The organism is Stenotrophomonas sp. YJH_SMC_123, from assembly GCF_059368215.1.
The window spans coordinates 224539-240596 of record NZ_JCAFRM010000002.1 but is presented as its reverse complement, the minus strand read 5'-3'; the positions used below and the strand labels follow the sequence as shown (position 1 = coordinate 240596).

Annotated in this window: 9 protein-coding genes and 2 pseudogenes; 6 read left to right on the top strand and 5 right to left on the bottom strand. The window is 66.2% G+C overall.

Annotated elements, in window-relative coordinates:
- The first annotated feature begins 321 nt into the window (after positions 1-321).
- From AC5P5W_RS05940 to AC5P5W_RS05915, 6 genes and pseudogenes are all read left to right on the top strand, one after another.
- Positions 322-3300, top strand: a complete 2979-nt coding sequence (locus AC5P5W_RS05940; RefSeq protein WP_014647913.1) for a TonB-dependent receptor plug domain-containing protein — start codon at positions 322-324, stop codon at positions 3298-3300.
- 94 nt (positions 3301-3394) lie between these two features.
- Entirely contained in the window at positions 3395-5422 is a 2028-nt protein-coding gene (locus tag AC5P5W_RS05935) for an alpha/beta hydrolase family protein (protein ID WP_014647914.1), read from the top strand.
- Between the two features lie 172 nt (positions 5423-5594).
- A complete protein-coding gene (locus AC5P5W_RS05930) occupies positions 5595-7697 on the top strand; it encodes a M13 family metallopeptidase (protein WP_049442363.1) in 2103 nt (700 codons plus the stop codon).
- Between the two features lie 215 nt (positions 7698-7912).
- Positions 7913-9919: a M13 family metallopeptidase gene (locus AC5P5W_RS05925; protein WP_069116157.1), complete on the top strand. Its 2007-nt coding sequence runs from the start codon at positions 7913-7915 to the stop codon at positions 9917-9919.
- A gap of 127 nt (positions 9920-10046) precedes the next feature.
- Positions 10047-10541, top strand: a pseudogene (locus AC5P5W_RS05920) (VOC family protein).
- A 76-nt stretch (positions 10542-10617) separates the two neighbouring features.
- Positions 10618-12201, top strand: coding sequence for a phytoene desaturase family protein (locus tag AC5P5W_RS05915; protein ID WP_014647918.1), 1584 nt, complete (start codon positions 10618-10620; stop codon positions 12199-12201).
- Between the two features lie 140 nt (positions 12202-12341).
- Here AC5P5W_RS05915 and AC5P5W_RS05910 read toward each other — a convergent pair whose 3' ends face one another.
- From AC5P5W_RS05910 to AC5P5W_RS05890, 5 genes and pseudogenes are all read right to left on the bottom strand, one after another.
- On the bottom strand, positions 12342-13013 hold the full coding sequence (locus tag AC5P5W_RS05910; RefSeq protein WP_014647919.1) for a rhomboid family intramembrane serine protease: 672 nt from the start codon (positions 13011-13013) through the stop codon (positions 12342-12344).
- 93 nt (positions 13014-13106) lie between these two features.
- Complete coding sequence (locus tag AC5P5W_RS05905; protein WP_401730001.1) at positions 13107-13535, bottom strand: MGMT family protein; 429 nt, start codon at positions 13533-13535, stop codon at positions 13107-13109.
- Positions 13442-14362: a DMT family transporter gene (locus AC5P5W_RS05900; protein WP_014647921.1), complete on the bottom strand. Its 921-nt coding sequence runs from the start codon at positions 14360-14362 to the stop codon at positions 13442-13444. Before AC5P5W_RS05900 ends, AC5P5W_RS05905 begins: the two co-directional genes overlap by 94 nt.
- Before the next feature lie 160 nt (positions 14363-14522).
- Positions 14523-15881: a glutathione-disulfide reductase gene (gene gorA / locus AC5P5W_RS05895; RefSeq protein ID WP_049442360.1), complete on the bottom strand. Its 1359-nt coding sequence runs from the start codon at positions 15879-15881 to the stop codon at positions 14523-14525.
- Positions 15878-16039 (bottom strand): annotated as a pseudogene (locus AC5P5W_RS05890) (amino acid dehydrogenase); the annotation flags it as partial. The pseudogene AC5P5W_RS05890 and the gene gorA, both read right to left, overlap by 4 nt.
- Between the last annotated feature and the right edge of the window lie 19 nt (positions 16040-16058).

Here is a 16058-nt window from a genome sequence, read left to right as displayed (position 1 = left end):
CGCACAGCACGGCCACATCCCGTTCACGGTTCAGACACGTTTGACATGAACCGAAACAAATCAATACATATCAATGAGATGAAGGAGAAATGGGCGCTCCTGTCACTGCAAGGCGCGCCCATCACCCACAGCTTCATGACTCCCTCGTGAACGTTTGACAGGCTCGGTTAATGTCGTGTTAATCTCGGGTCATCGGCACGTGAAGCCGGTACCAGCGCCGGGTGGCAGCACGCTGCCGACCCCGGGCAAGGGGCACACGGAGACGCCGACAAGGACCTGTCCCGGTGTACGACGCAATCATTCGATTCAAGGGGATTTCAGATGATCAATCGCAAGTCGCTCAGCAAGCACCCGCTGAGCTTCGCCCTCGCCTCCGCCGTGCTGCTCGCTGCGGCTGCCCCGGCGATCGCACAGGACGCCTCGGGCTCGACGCAGACCACCGAAGAGGCATCCAAGTCCAAGGCCACCAATCTGGATACGGTGACCGTCACCGGCTCGCGCATCAGCCGCGACGTGTTCAACTCGGTCTCGCCGGTGCAGGTCGTCACCCGTGAAGAAACCACCCTGGCCGGCTTCAACTCGACCACGGCGGCCCTGCAGAGCACCGCGGTCACCGCCGGTGCGGCGCAGATCAACAACGCCTATGGCGGCTACGTCACCGACGGTGGCCCGGGCGCCAACACCCTGGGCCTGCGCGGCCTCGGCCCGACCCGCACCCTGATCCTGCTCAATGGCCGCCGCGTGTCGCCGGCCGGTACCCGCGGCTCGGTGGGCTCGACCGACCTGAACGTGCTGCCGAACTCGATCGTCGACCGCGTCGAAATCCTGAAGGACGGTGCGTCCTCGATCTACGGCTCCGACGCCGTTGCCGGCGTAATCAACATCATCACCAAGAAGAAGGTCGATGGCGTCAGCTTCGAAGCACAGCACAACGCCACCGATGGCGGCGGCGGTGAAGAGCGCCGTTACTCCATCATGTTCGGTGCCACCGGCGAGCGCTCGCACTTCTCCGGCTCCTATGAGTACTACACCCGCAACGAGCTGACCCTGGCCGACCGCAGCTGGGCCGGTGGCTGCCCGACCGACATGTACCGCGACATCGACGCGGGCGACTATTGGGGCAGCGGCGACTTCATCGACCCGCTGACCGGCAAGCCGAAGTGCTGGTCGCTCGATGCCGGCGGCACCACGCTGAACACCATCGGCACCAACACCCGTACCGGTGTTGCGGCCCCGGGCGGCGCCGGCACCCGCTTCAACCGCTGGCGCCCGAATGCGGCCATCACCACCGGCTTGGTGGGCTACGAAGGCGTGGACCTGAACACCCGCGACACCTTCGATCCGGCCATGCGCAACCAGTCGCTGATCTCGCCGACCAAGACCCACACCCTGTACCTGCAGGGTGGCTTCGACCTCAACGCACTGGGCGATGCCGAGCTGTACTACGAGTTCCTGGGCAACAAGCGCAAGTCGACCCAGACCGGCTATCGCCAGCTGACCCTGGACTATGCCGTGGGCAGCCCGCTGATCCCGGCCAACCTGCGTGACAGCGTTGCCGGTGCTCCGACCGACCAGACCAGCGGCAAGAACCTGGGCGTGCGTGCGTTCATCGGTTTCGGCAACGACACCAACAAGCAGAACGTCGACTTCCTGCGCTTCAATGCCGGCCTGCGTGGCCACCTGAGCTCGGAGTGGAACTATGACTTCAACGTCATGCACTCGCGCAGCGACGCCGACTACACCTTCGAGAGCTTCCTGACCAGCCGCCTGCGCCAGAGCCTGGACGTGGTCTCCAACGGTGCCGGTGGCTATGTCTGCCGGGACGGTTCCAACGGCTGCATCGCCGCGCCGGCGCTGAACACCAACACCATCGGTGGCAAGCTGCCGCAGGACTGGAAGGACTGGGTGTTCGTGCCGGTCACCGGCAACACGCTGTACAAGGAAACGACGGTCAACTTCAACGTCAACGGCCCGCTGTTCGACATGCCGTACGGTTCGGCCGGTGGTGCATTCGGCGTCGAGTACCGCAAGGCACGCATCGACGACACCCCGTCGCCGTACTCGATCAATGCCGACCTGTACAACCTGACCAACGCCACTCCGACCCGCGGTTCGGACTCGGTGTTCGAAGCCTACGGCGAACTGGAACTGCCGCTGCTGTCCGGCGTCACCGCTGCCGAGGAACTGACGGTCAACCTGTCCGGCCGCTACACCGACTACAAGTCCTACGGCTCGGATGAGACCTACAAGATCGGCGCGCTGTGGACCCCGGTGAAGTGGCTGTCGTTCCGTGCGTCGTACGGCACCTCCTACCGCGCACCGGCGCTGTTCGAACAGTTCCTGGGCGGCACCACCGGCTTCCTGAGCAGCAGTGCCGACCCCTGCAACGAGTATGGTGATCGCAACCCGAGCTCGCCGCGTTACCAGAACTGCGCATCGCTGGGCCTGGCACCGGACTACCTGGCCACCCAGGGCGTGACCGTGGTCACCCAGGGTGGTGCCGAGGCCGGCCTGGAAGCCGAAACCTCCAAGGCCAAGACCCTGGGCGTGGTGATCCAGCCGGAATTCGGCAGCGGCTTCGGTGACCTGTCCTTCGCCGCCGACTACTTCGACATCGAAGTGAAGAACGGCGTCGACAGCGCGGGCGGCGCGAACATCCTGTCGCGCTGCTACGACAGCGGCAGTGCCGACTTCTCCTCCGGTTCGGGTCTGTGCCGCCTGGTGGCCCGCAACCCGGTCAACAACCAACTGGTGGTGACCAACGGCTTCATCAACCTGTCCACCGACAAGGTCCGTGGCCTGGACTTCACCACCCGCTATGTCCGCGAAATCGGCCCGGGCACCCTGCGCACCACGCTGCAGTTCACCCACTACCTGGAACAGGCCAGCAAGGTCTTCTCCGACGATCCGCTGGTGGACTACAACGGCATGCTGTCGCGTCCGGAAAACACCGCCTCGCTGGACCTGAGCTACAAGTGGAAGAACTGGCAGGTGCGTTACGGCCTGGACTGGATCGACAAGATGGACAGCTACGCGTACTACGAGGAGCGCAACCCGGGTGACTTCGATCCGGCCACCTCGGCGTACAAGCTGTACACCCCGAACTACTTCCTGCAGGCCATCTCGGTGAAGTATGAAGCGGACAAGTGGTCGGTCACCGGTGGCGTGCGCAACTTCGCCGACCGCAAGCCGCCGACCATCTCGCAGGGTGTCTACAGCACCGTCGGCAACGCGCTGCTGTACAGCGGCTTCGACTACTTCGGTCGCAGCTACTTCCTGAACATCACGCGTTCGTTCTGATCCTGCTCCCTGCAACCGCCGCCCTTCGGGGCGGCGGTTCCATTTCAGGCACCGGATTCTCCGCAGGCCGGTGCCAACGCATTCCGAGGTTGCAATGAAGCGAGCCCTGCTGCTGGCGGCCCTGGCCAGCCTTTCACCGTTGCTGCACGCCAAGCCTGTGGCGCCCACCATCGAACAGATGGCCGCCTTCCCGGCCATCTCCAGCCTGTCGTTGTCACCAGACGGAAAACACATCGCCGGCCTTCGCGCCGATGGCGAGGAGCGCGTGATCGTGGTTTGGCGGACCGATGCACTGGACAAGCCACCCACGGTGATCGGCGCCAACCGCATGAAGTTCCAGAGCGTGTCGTTCATCAAGAACGGACAGCTGGCCGTCGTGCTGTGGCAACCCTACGACCTGCGCGCCGACCGGGTGACCAAGACCTTCGTCAGCAAGTTCTTCATCACCGACATCGAAGGCAAGCAGTGGAAGGAGCCGATCACGCCGCCGCGCGCCTCCAGTCGCAATGAAGAGCTCGAGCAGGCACTGGCCAACGCCACGGTGCTCGACACCCTGCCCAACGATCCCGACCACATCCTGGTGGTCAACGGTTCGGGCAGCAGTTCCGGTGACGTCTACAAGGTCGACCTGCGCAACTTCACCTCCCAGCGCATCCAGAAGACCGAAGAGCGCGTGGCGGGCTATATCACCGACCTGGACAGTGAACTGCGGGCACGCCTGCGGCAGGACGTCGACGGTACCGGCGCCTACGTCGCCACCGAGTTCCGCTCGCCTGCCAACGGTGCCTGGGAGGAGCATTTCCGCTCCTACGTGAAGAACCGCGACGTCAACCAGGTGATCGGCTTTGCCGATGATCCGAACATCGCGTTCGTACTCAGCAATGTCGGCCGCGACAAATCAATCGTCTACGAGTACGACATCACGGCCCGCAAGCAGAAGGAAGTGCTGTTCGAGCACAAACTGTTCAACGCCGGCTCGATGCTGATCAACCGCCACCGGAGCGGTGCGGTACCCTTCGGCGAGATCATGGGAATCGGCTACGCCGGTCCGCGCGGCGACGACATCCAGTGGACCTCTCCGCGCATGAAGGCCCTGGACCAGGGGCTGCGCCAGGCGCTTGGCATCCGCCAGGAGCCGCTGGCGATGGTCGATACCGCGAACGGCCAGCGCTACACCGCCAACTACGATACAGGCCTGAGCTACCGCATCGTCGACTACACCGCCGATCTTTCCAATGTGCTGGTGGCTACCTCCGGCCCTTCCAACCCGCCCGAGTATCACCTGCTGCACGACGGCAAGCTGACCCTGCTGGCCAAGACCTATCCGCAGATCCAGCCAGCCGCGCTGGGCACCACCCGGCTGGTCTACTACAAGGCACGCGACGGGCTGGACATTCCGGCATTCCTGACCACGCCCAGCACCGAGCTGTGCGGTGCCGGCCCGTGGAAAGCCGTGGTGCATCCGCACGGCGGCCCGTGGGCACGCGATGGCATGGACTTCGACGGCTCGATGTGGGTACCGCTGATGGCATCACGCTGCATGGCGGTCCTGCGCCCGCAGTTCCGCGGCTCGGCCGACTGGGGCCGCAAGCTGTGGATGGCCGGTGATGCCGAATGGGGCCAGAAGATGCAGGACGACAAGGACGATGGCGCGCAGTGGATGATCGACCAGAAGATCGCCCAGCCCGGCCACATCGCCATGTTCGGCTTCTCCTATGGCGGCTACTCGGCGTTCGCGGCTTCGGTGCGTCCCAATGGCCTGTACAAGTGCGCCATCGCCGGTGCCGGCGTTTCGGACATCAAGAAGATCTGGTCGCGCTTCTATACCAACCCCTTCTTCCGCCAGGCCCAGGCGCCGACCGTGGCCGGCCTCAACCCGGTCGACAAGGCCGGTGAAATGAAGATTCCATTGATGGTCTACCACGGTGACCGCGACCGCACGGTGCCGATCGAGCAGTCGGAGTGGTTCGTGAACAAGGCCAGGGGTTCGGGGCAGCCGGTCGAGTTCCACGCCATCGCCGACTACGCGCATGGTCCCGCCTGGACCCGCGCGATCATGGGTGACCAGCTCAGGCTGATCGACGACTACCTGGGCAAGGGCTGCGGCGGCGGCGGCCTGTAAGCCGCACCGCTTCCTGCGAGGGCGCCCACGGGGCGCCCTTGCACGTTCTGGCCCTTGCGCCCGGACATGACCTTCGACACCCTTGCAGGCCAGGCCGGCGGCGTATCGTTCGGCCCACGGCCGTACCTGCGGCTTCTCCCTGACTCACTCGGCCTGGAGGCCAAGAATAGTGATGACGCGCACTCCCAAGATCGTCCTGCTCAGCCTGGCCGTGTCGGCCGTGCTGGCCGGCTGCGGCAAGAACGAAACCCCGGCCAAGGATGCCGCGACCCCCGCCCCGGCCACCGCCGAAGCCACCGCCTACAAGCTGGACGACAGCAAGCTGCCGGCCTACAACGCCTTCCAGCCGAGCGACCTGGACACCACCAAGGACGCGTGCACCGCCTTCGGCGACTACGTCAACAGCAAGTGGCTGGCCGCCAATGAAATCCCGGGCGACCGCACCAGCTGGGGCGCGTTCACCATCCTCGACGAGCGTTCGGTGGCCGTGCAGCACCAGCTGGCCGAACAGGTTGCGCAGGTCAAGAACCCGAACCACATCGAGAAGATCGTCGGCGACCTGTGGGCCACCGGCATGGACGAAGCCAAGATCAACGCCCAGGGCATCGAGCCGCTGAAGGCCGACCTGGCTGCGATCGACGGCCTGCAGGACAAGGCGGCCATCGCCAACTACCTGCGCACCAGCGCCGCCAAGGGTGACAACCTCCTGTTCGGCTTCGGCGCTGAAGCCGACTTCAAGAACTCCGGGGTGAACATGGCCTATGCCAGCCAGGGCGGCCTGGGCCTGCCGGATACCACCTACTACACCGATGCCAAGAACGCCGACAAGCTGAAGGCCTATCAGGCGCATGTCGCCAAGGTGCTGGAGCTGTCCGGCGTGGCCGCGGCCGATGCAGCCAAGCAGGCCGAGGACGTGGTCAAGTTCGAAACCCGCCTGGCCAAGGCCTCCAAGTCGCGCGTGGAGCTGTCGCGCAACGTCGAGCTGTACTACAACCCGGTCACCCTGGCCGACGCCGACAAGCTGACCCCGAACTTCAGCTGGACCGAGTTCTTCAAGTCGCAGGGCGTGGCCGCGCCGGAGAAGTTCTCGCTGGCCATGCCGGCCTTCCATGAGGAAGTGAGCAAGTCGCTGGCCGACACCGATCCGTCGGTGTGGCGCGCCTACCTGCGCTTCCACACCGTGGACAGCGCCTCGCCGTACCTGGCCGATGCCTTCGTGCAGGAGAACTACGAGTTCTACGGCAAGACCCTCAACGGCCAGAAGGAGCAGAAGCCGCGCTGGAAGCGTGTGCTGGGCACCATCGAAAACGATGCCGGTGAAGCCTTCGGCCAGCTGTACGTGAAGGTTGCCTTCTCGCCGGAAGCCAAGGCGAAGATGGAAGAGCTGGTGAAGAACCTGGCCGCCTCGCTGAAGGACCGCATCCAGGGCCTTAGCTGGATGAGCGAGGAAACCAAGGCCAAGGCCATCGCCAAGTGGGAAACCTTCACCCCGAAGATCGGTTACCCGGACAAGTGGCGCGACTGGTCGGGCCTGCAGACCCAGCGCGACAGCTACCTGGGCAACGTGCGCGCGGCCAACGAGTTCAACTACAAGTTCAACCTGTCCAAGATCGGCAAGCCGGTGGACAAGACCGAGTGGGGCATGACCCCGCAGACCGTCAACGCCTACTACAACCCGCTGCAGAACGAGATCGTGTTCCCGGCCGCCATCCTGCAGCCGCCGTTCTTCGATCCGAAGGCCGACGACGCGCTGAACTACGGCGGCATCGGTGCGGTGATCGGCCATGAGATGACCCACGGTTACGACGACCAGGGCGCACGCTTCGGGCCGACCGGCAACATGGAAGACTGGTGGACCCCGGCCGACAAGAAGAACTTCGAAGGCCTCACCGGCAAGCTGGTCAAGCAGTTCGACCAGTACAAGGTCGACGGCCAGGCAGTGAACGGCCACCTGACCCTGGGCGAGAACATCGCCGACCTGGGCGGCCTGGCCACCGCCTACGACGCCCTGCAGAAGGCGACCGCCGGCAAGGAAGATGCGAAGGTCGACGGCTTCACCCGCGACCAGCGCTTCTTCTTCAACTGGGCCACCGTGTGGCGCACCAAGTACACCCCGGAAAACGCCAAGGTCCGCCTGGCCACCGACCCGCACGCCCCGGCGCAGTTCCGTGCCATGGGTGCGCCGTCGAACCTGCCGACCTTCGCTGCCGCGTTCCAGTGCAAGGCCGGTTCGCCGATGGCCCGCACCGGCGAGCAGCAGGTGGTGATCTGGTAAGCCACGGCTGACGCTGCGGCAGACCTGCAAAGGCCCGGGAATCCCGGGCCTTTGTTTTTCACAGCGCCCGTCATCCACGCATGGCTCAGGCCGTTGGTAGATGCCGACCCTGGTCGGCGCACGGCCCAGCGGCGCCACCGTGACGCGTGCATGCCGCGCCCATGCACAGCTTGCTATAGTGCGCGCGCCCTCAATCCATCACGGATTCGTTCCACATGCCCAATTTCCGTCCGCTTGCCATCGCCCTGGGCATCAGCCTGGCGACCCTGGTCCCGACCCACGATGCGTTCGCCGCCAAGAAGAAGGCCGCGCGCGCCCCGGCCGTCAGCGCCCAGTGCAGCGACTTCTACGACGCCACCAATGCAGGCTGGCTGAAGGCCAACCCGGTGCCGCAGACCGGTGCCACCACCGCGCTCGGCCAGCTGGTCGAGCGCAGCCGCCAGCAGCAGCGTGAACTGCTCGACGCAGCGATGAAGTCGCCGCAGGGCAACGTGCAGAAGCTGCTGGGCGACTTCTGGGCCAGCGGCCTGGACGAAGCCGCCGTGGAAGCGGACGGCTCCAACCCGATCGCGCCGCTGCTGACCCGCATCAACGCCATCAAGAAGGCCAAGGATGTGCCGGCCTCGATCGCCGCGCTGCACCAGGTGGGCATCCCGGTGGCCTTCAACTTCGGCCCGGACGTCGACCTGAAGGCACTGGACCGCCACATCGGTTACTTCATGCAGGGCGGCATGGGCCTGCCGGACCCGGCGTTCTATACCCGCACCGACGCCGATACCGTGGCGCTGATGGGGCGCTACCGCAACTACGTCAAGCAGATCCTGGCGCTGACCGGCACCCCGGCGGCCAGGCTCGATGCCGAATCGCAGTCGGTGATCGCGCTGGAGACCGAGCTGGCGCGCAATGCGCAATCGCTGGCCGGCATCAACAACCCGTTCAACAACTACGCGCCGATCTCCACCAAGGAGCTCAACAGCCGTTACCGCAACCTGCAGCTGGACGCGTTCCTGAAGGCACAGGGCGTGGACGACGACCTGGTCTCGCTGGCCGACCCGGGCCTGTTCAAGCAGCTCGATGGCATGGTCACCAAGCTCAAGCCGGACCAGTGGAAGGCCTACCTGCGCTGGCGCGTGGGCGACTCGATGGCACCGTACCTGTCCAAGGCCTACCGCGACGCGGAGTTTGAATTCCGTGGCCGCGTGCTGCGTGGCGAAACGCTGCCGCCGCAGCGCTGGGAAGACGTGCTGGAGGCGATCAACGTGGCCGCCGGCCCGATGGTCGGCCGCGAATACGCGGCCCGTTACCTGTCGGCCGAAGACCGTCGCCAGGCGGCGTGGATCGTCGACAAGCTGCGCGAAGTGCAGATCGAGGCGGTCAAGAACAACAGCTGGATGAGCGCCGAAGCCAAGACCGAAGCGCAGGCCAAGCTGGCTGCGCTGAAGATCGAGATCGGCACCCCGTTGCGCGACCTCGACTACAGCGTGCAGCCGATGGGCCGCGGTTCGTTCGGCGGCAACATGCTGATCGCGTCGACCTGGCGCCACCGCGAGGAAATGAAGCGCATCGGCAAGGGCAACGCCGACCGCCGCTGGGACGTGCTGCCGCAGCAGCCGTCGCTGGCCTACGACCTGGCACAGAACCGCCTGATCGTTACCGCGGCGATCCTGCAGGGCCCGGTGTTCAATGCCAAGGCCGACGCCGCCGACAAGTTCGGCAGCTTCGGTGGCCTGGTCGGCCATGAGCTGACCCGTGCGATCGACGCCAAGGGTGCACTGGTCGACGCCAAGGGCGAACTGCGCAGCTGGTGGACCCCGGCCGACAAGACCGCCTGGACCCTGCTTGGCAACCGCGTGGCCGCGCAGTACAGCGCCTACGATTTCCCGGGCGTGAAGGGTGCCAAGGTCAACGGCACGCTCACCCAGGAAGAGAACCTGGCCGACATCGCCGGTCTGGAACTGGCCTGGGCGGCCTATACCGCGCAGGAGCCGAAGGCCAAGCCGGCACAGCAGCAGGGCTTCTTCCGCGCCTGGTCGGCGTTGTGGGCACAGCAGCTGTCGCCGAACGAGGCCGTGCGCCGCCTGACCGCCGACATCCGCGCGCCGGGCCTGTGGCGCAGCAACGGCACGCTGGCCAACCTGCCGGCATTCGGTGCCACCTTCAGCTGCAAGGCCGGCCAGCCGATGCAGCGCAGCGAAGCCGACCAGATCAAGGTCTGGCGCTGAGCCACGCGCACTACCCGTAGTACAGGGGGCGCCTTCGGGCGCCCTTTTTTTTTTGCGGGTGCAGCACGATCCCGGGTTAACACCGCGCGTGCTATCGCTGCGGCTTCGTCCATCGCGGAGCCCCGACATGGCACACAAGAACACGATCTGCCTCTGGTACGACAACGGCGCGCTCGAGGCCGCCACCTTCTACGCCAGCATCCTGCCCGACAGCGCGGTGATCGCCGTGCATCACGCCCCCGGCGACTTTCCGGATGGCAAGGAAGGCAACGTGCTGACGGTCGAGTTCACCGTCTGCGGCATTCCCTGCGTCGGCCTCAACGGCGGCACCGCGTTCAAGCACAGTGAAGCGTTTTCCTTCCAGATCCAGACCGAGGACCAGGCCGAGACCGACCGCCTGTGGGATGCGATCGTCGGCAACGGTGGACAGGAAAGCCAATGAGGCTGGTGCAAGGATCGCTGGGGCATCTCCTGGCAGATCAGCCCGCGCATGTTGATCGAAGCCGTGACCAGCAAGGACAAGGCATTGGCCAAGCGCGCCTTCAACGCGATGATGCCGATGAAGAAGATCGACATCGCCACCATCGAAGCGGCAATCAAAAAAGGGGACGGAGGGGATTAAGTCGTTTCTCCCCATGCCCCGTGTGCAGATGCAGATTGCGACTTAATCCCCTCCGTCCCCTTTTTGCGAGGTGTTGATGTCCTGGGATGCGATCGTCGTTGGTGGCGGCCACAACGGCCTGGTCTGCGCGGCCTATCTGGCGCGCGCTGGAAAGAAGGTGCTGGTGCTGGAACGTCGTGGCGTTCTCGGCGGTGCCGCAGTCACCGAGGAATTCCATCCCGGCTTCCGCAACTCGGTGGCGTCGTACACGGTGTCCCTGCTGCAGCCGAAGGTGATCGACGACCTGCAACTGCATGCGCATGGGCTGCGCATCATCAATCGCCCGGTCAACAACTTCCTGCCGATGGAGGATGGTCGTTATCTGCTGTCGGCACCGGGCCGCACCCAGGCAGAGGTCGCGAAGTTCTCCGAGCGGGATGCGCAGCGGCTACCCGAATACGAAGCGCGCCTGGAGATCTTCGCCGATGTGCTGCGCGCGTGGGCCCTGCGCGCGCCACCGGATGCCGGCGTTGCCGGTGGTTGGCGCGCGTTGCCTGCGCTGTGGCAGATGGGTCGTCTTGGTCGTGAACTGGCCACGCTGGATGCCTCGCTGCGGCAGGAGCTGCTGGACCTGTTCACGCTGTCGGCAGCCGAGTATCTGGATCGCTGGTTCGAAAGCGAACCGATCAAGGCGCTGTTCGGCTTCGATGGCATCGTCGGCAACTACGCAAGCCCCTATACACCGGGCAGTGCCTACGTACTGCTGCACCACGTATTCGGCCAGTGCAATGGCGTGAAGGGTGCGTGGGGCCATGCGATCGGCGGCATGGGCGCGATCAGCCAGGCGATTGCAGCCTCGGCACGCGAGGCCGGGGCGGAACTGCGCGTGGAGGCCGGCGTGCAGCGCGTGCGAATCGAACAGGGCCGCGCGGTGGGCGTCGAACTGGCCAACGGCGAGATCCTGCGCGCACGCACGGTGGTCGCCAACGTCAATCCGAAACTGCTGTACGAACAATTGCTGGAACCGGCACAGGTACCCAACGCGACACGCGAACGCATGGCGAACTGGCGCTGCGGTTCCGGCACGTTCCGGATGAACGTGGCGCTGTCGCGGCTGCCGGAGTTCCGCGCCCTGCCCGGGCCCGGCGATCACCTCAGCGCCGGCATCATCATGGCACCCAGCCTGGATTACATGGACCGCGCCTGGCTGGATGCGCGCCGCGACGGTTGGGCGCGCGAACCGATCGTGGAAATGCTGATTCCGAGCACGCTGGACGATTCGCTGGCGCCGCCCGGGCAGCACGTGGCCAGCCTGTTCTGCCAGCATGTGGCGCCGGTGTTGCCTGAAGGCCGCCATTGGGACGATCACCGGGAGACCGTGGCCGACCTGATGATCGCCACCGTCGAACGGCATGCGCCCGGCTTCACCGCCAGCGTGCTCGGTCGGCAGGTGCTGTCGCCGCTGGATCTGGAACGCACCTTCGGCCTGGTCGGCGGCGACATCTTCCACGGCGCACTGAGCGCCAACCAGCTGTTCTCGGCACGGCCGATGGTCGGCCAGGCCGGCTATCGTGGCGCCCTGCCCGGGCTGTACCTGTGCGGTTCGGGCACACACCCCGGCGGCGGCGTCACCGGTGCACCGGGGCACAACGCGGCGCAGGTGGTGTTGCAGGATCTGTAGAGGCGTGCCGACCAACGGTCGGCACCTGCAGCGTCAAATGATCCCATTCAAAGCGTGCCAGCCAGGGTTGGCACCTGCCCGCGTGGGAGAAGGCGTGCCGACCAACGGTCGGCACCTGCAGCGTCAAATGATCCTTCGGATCATTTGACGCTGCGCAGATGGTTCGGGCGCTTCGGTGGGCCGGGCGGGCGGCGCTTGAACGGCGGCTGCCCGCGCCAGTAGCGGATCAGCAACCAGCCGAACAGCATGCCGCCGAGGTGCGCGAAGTGGGCCACGCCCGGCTGCCAGCCGGTCATGCCCAGCACCAGCTCGCCCACACCGAACAGGATCACGAAAGTGCGCGCCTTCATCGGGATCGGCGGGAACAGCAGCATCACCCGCTGGTTCGGGAACAGCATGCCGTAGGCCAGCAGCAGGCCGAACACGCCGCCGGAGGCGCCCAGCACCGTGGCAGGGTTTTCCAGCAGCGTACCCACCAGCAGCTGGCAGACACCGGCACCGGCCACGCACACCAGGTAGTACAGCAGGAAGCGCTTCTCGCCCCAGGTCTGCTCCAGCGGCGCGCCGAACATGAAGACCGCCAGCATGTTGAAGAACAGATGGCCGAAGCTGCCATGCAGGAAACCGTAGGTCAGCAGCTGCCAAGGCTGGAAGTTGCCACCCGGCGAGAACGCGTCGAAGCCCTGCTGCAACGGTTGCAGCATGAACGGCTCGAAGGTCTGCATGCCGAGCAGGAACGGCTGCTGCAGCAGGAACAGGATCGCGTTGGCGATCAGCAGGGCCTTGGTGACGGTTGGCAGTCGCGGGAACATGGGAGCACCGGCATGGAACGGCCTCCATCATAGCCGCAGCATCGTGTCTTGTTGGCGACCCGCAGGTCCGGCCTGTTCAGTCGCCAGCGGTGCTCAGCCCGGGCCCCACACCGCTGCGTCCAGCGCCGCCGCCGGATCGGTCGCCGGCATCCGCACCCGGCCGTTCTCCACCCGCACACCCTCGGCACGCAACCGTTGTGACTGCTCGCGCCAGCCGGCCGACCCTTCTTCCATGGCAATGCGCCCGTCCGAGCGCAGCACGCGGTGCCAGGGCAGGTCCGGGTCGTCGTTCTGGCCCAGGATGCGTGCGGTCAGGCGTGCACGCCCGGGCAGGCCCGCGCGCATCGCCACCTGGCCGTAGCCCATCACCTGCCCCGCCGGGATTGCGCGGATCACCGCCAGGATGCGCGCACGCGCCTGCTCCGGCGTCAGCGCCGCAGGCGGGTCACCAGCAGAACGCCGATCAGCACCAGCACGGTGCCGGCGATCTGCGCCGGCCCCATCGGTTCGTCGAGCAGCCATAGGCTCATCACGATGGTGGAAACAGGGCCCAGCATACCGACCTGCGCGGCCAGCGACGAACCCACGCGCTGCACCGCCAGCATGATCGCCAGCACCGGCAGCACCGTGCACACGGTGGCATTGACCAACGACAGCCACTGCACCGGCGCCGGTGCCTGCCACAGCAGCGGCAGCGGATGGGTCACCGCGAAATGCAGCAGCACCAGCACGCTGGCCACGCAGCTGGCATAGGCGGTCAGCCGCACCGCACCGATGCGCGCGACCACCTGCCCACTGCCGAACAGGTACAGCGCATAGCTGAGGGCACTGCCCAGCACCAGCAGGCTGCCGACGATGATCTGCCCACCCTCGCGCTGCAGATCGTGGCCGAAGGCCAGCAGCACGCCGAGGTAGCTCAGCACCAGCGCACCGATCTGCCAGCGGCCCGGCCGCTGGCGCGCCAGCAGCACGTTGATCAGCAGTACCAGGGTCGGGTTCAAGTACAGGATCAGCCGCTCCAGGGTCACGCTGATGTACTGCAGTCCCTGGAAGTCGAGCAGGCTGGACAGGTAGTAGCCGGTGAAACCCAGCCACAGCACGCGGGCACGGTCGGCCCAGGACAACGGCTCGGCCCGGCGCGCGGCCCACGCTGCCATCAACGCGAACAGGGGCAGCGCCATCAGCATGCGCAGGGCGAGCAGCGTGGTGGCATCGACGCCGTGGCGCAGGCCGAGCTTGACGATGATCGCCTTGCCCGACGCGGCGATGGCGCCGATCGCGGCCAGGCCGATGCCGCCCAGCGCAATGCGTGGGGAAGCAGTGGCAATGCGGGAAGCGGGAGTGGACATCAGGACGACGGCGGGCCGCGCAGAGCGGCCCGGCAAGGCGTGGGGGTCGCTCATTGTCGCATGGGGGCGCCCGCTGCCCTGTAGAGCCGAGCCTGCGCTCGGCGTCGCCAGGCCGGTGCGAAAGGCTGCCGAGCAGGGCTCGGCCCTACAACATCCCGGCTCAGCGCATCAGCACCACTTCTTCGGCCGAGGTCGGGTGGATCGCCACGGTGTCGTCGAACTGGGCCTTGGTCGCGCCCATCTTCACCGCCACCGCAAAGCCCTGCAGGATCTCGTCGGCCGCTTCGCCCAGCAGGTGGATGCCTACCACGCGTTCTTCCGGGCCGGCACAGACCATCTTGAACAGGCTGCGCTGGGTACCATTGGCCAGCGCCTGCAGCATCGGGCGGAAGCGGCTGTGGTAGACGCTCACCTGGTCGAAACGCCGGCGCGCTTCTTCCTCGCTCATGCCCACCGCGCCCAGCGGCGGATGCGAGAACACCACGCTGGCCACGTTCTCGTAATCCATTTTGGACTGCGGGCGCCCCCCGAACAGGCGGTCCATCAGCCGCCGCGAAGCGGCCACCGCCACCGGGGTCAGGCCGACCTTGCCGGCGATGTCACCGACCGCGTGCACGCTCGGCACGCGGGTGGTCTGCCACTCGTCCACCTGCACCTGATCGTGCTCGCCGATGTCGATGCCGAGCGCTTCCAGACCCAGGCCACGGCTGTTGCCGCGGCGGCCGGCAGCGAAGAACACCGCATCGAACACACTGTCGATCGGGCCGTCATGGCCGAACGCCCGCACGCGCTCGCCATCGCGCTGCAGTTCGCGCAGGCGATAGTCGAAATGGATCCGCACGCCCTGCTGTTTCAGGTTCTCGGCCAGCTGATCGGTCAGCTCGTAATCGAAGCGCTCCAGCAGGCGCTTGCCGCGCACCAGCAGGCTCACGCGGCTGCCGAGCGCCTGCAGCAGGCCAGCCAGCTCCACCGCGATGTAACCACCACCGATGATCGCCACCTCGGCCGGCGCCGCACGCAGGTCGAAGAAATCGTCGGAGACCAGGCCCAGCTCCGCGCCGGGAATATCCGGACGCAGTGGATGCGCGCCAGTGGCGATCAGGATGTGTTCGGCGCTGTAGTGCACGCCATCACTGCAGGCCACGGTGTGCGCATCAAGCAGATGGCCACGTGCCGGAATGCGCACCACGCCGGTTTCGTCCAGGCGCTTGTGGTAGCTGGTGTGGATGTTGCTGATGTAGGCCTGGCGATGGATCACCAGTTCCTTCCACGACAGCGCCGGGCGTGCCTCGACATCGAAGCCCATCGCATTGGCCAGGCCGATGCGCTCGTGCAGGTCGGCCGCCAGCCACATCGCCTTCTTCGGCACGCAGCCGACATTGACACAGGTTCCGCCCAGTTCGCCGGGTTCCAGCATTGCCACGCGCTTGCCGTGCTGCGCGGCGCGGATCGCGCCGGCCAGGCCGGCGGAGCCGCCGCCAAGGACGATCAGGTCGTAATCATAGGATGCAGTGCTCATCGGAATCGCTCGGGTCGGTAAGGGGCAGGATCGATCGCTGGCGTGTGGCCGCAGACGAGATCGGCGATCCGCTGGCCGATGCCGGCGCTCATGCTGACGCCGAGCATGCCATGCCCCGCTGCAGGCCAGACGTGAGGATGCGCGGGCGCGCGGCCGATCGGCACAGCGCGTGCGCGC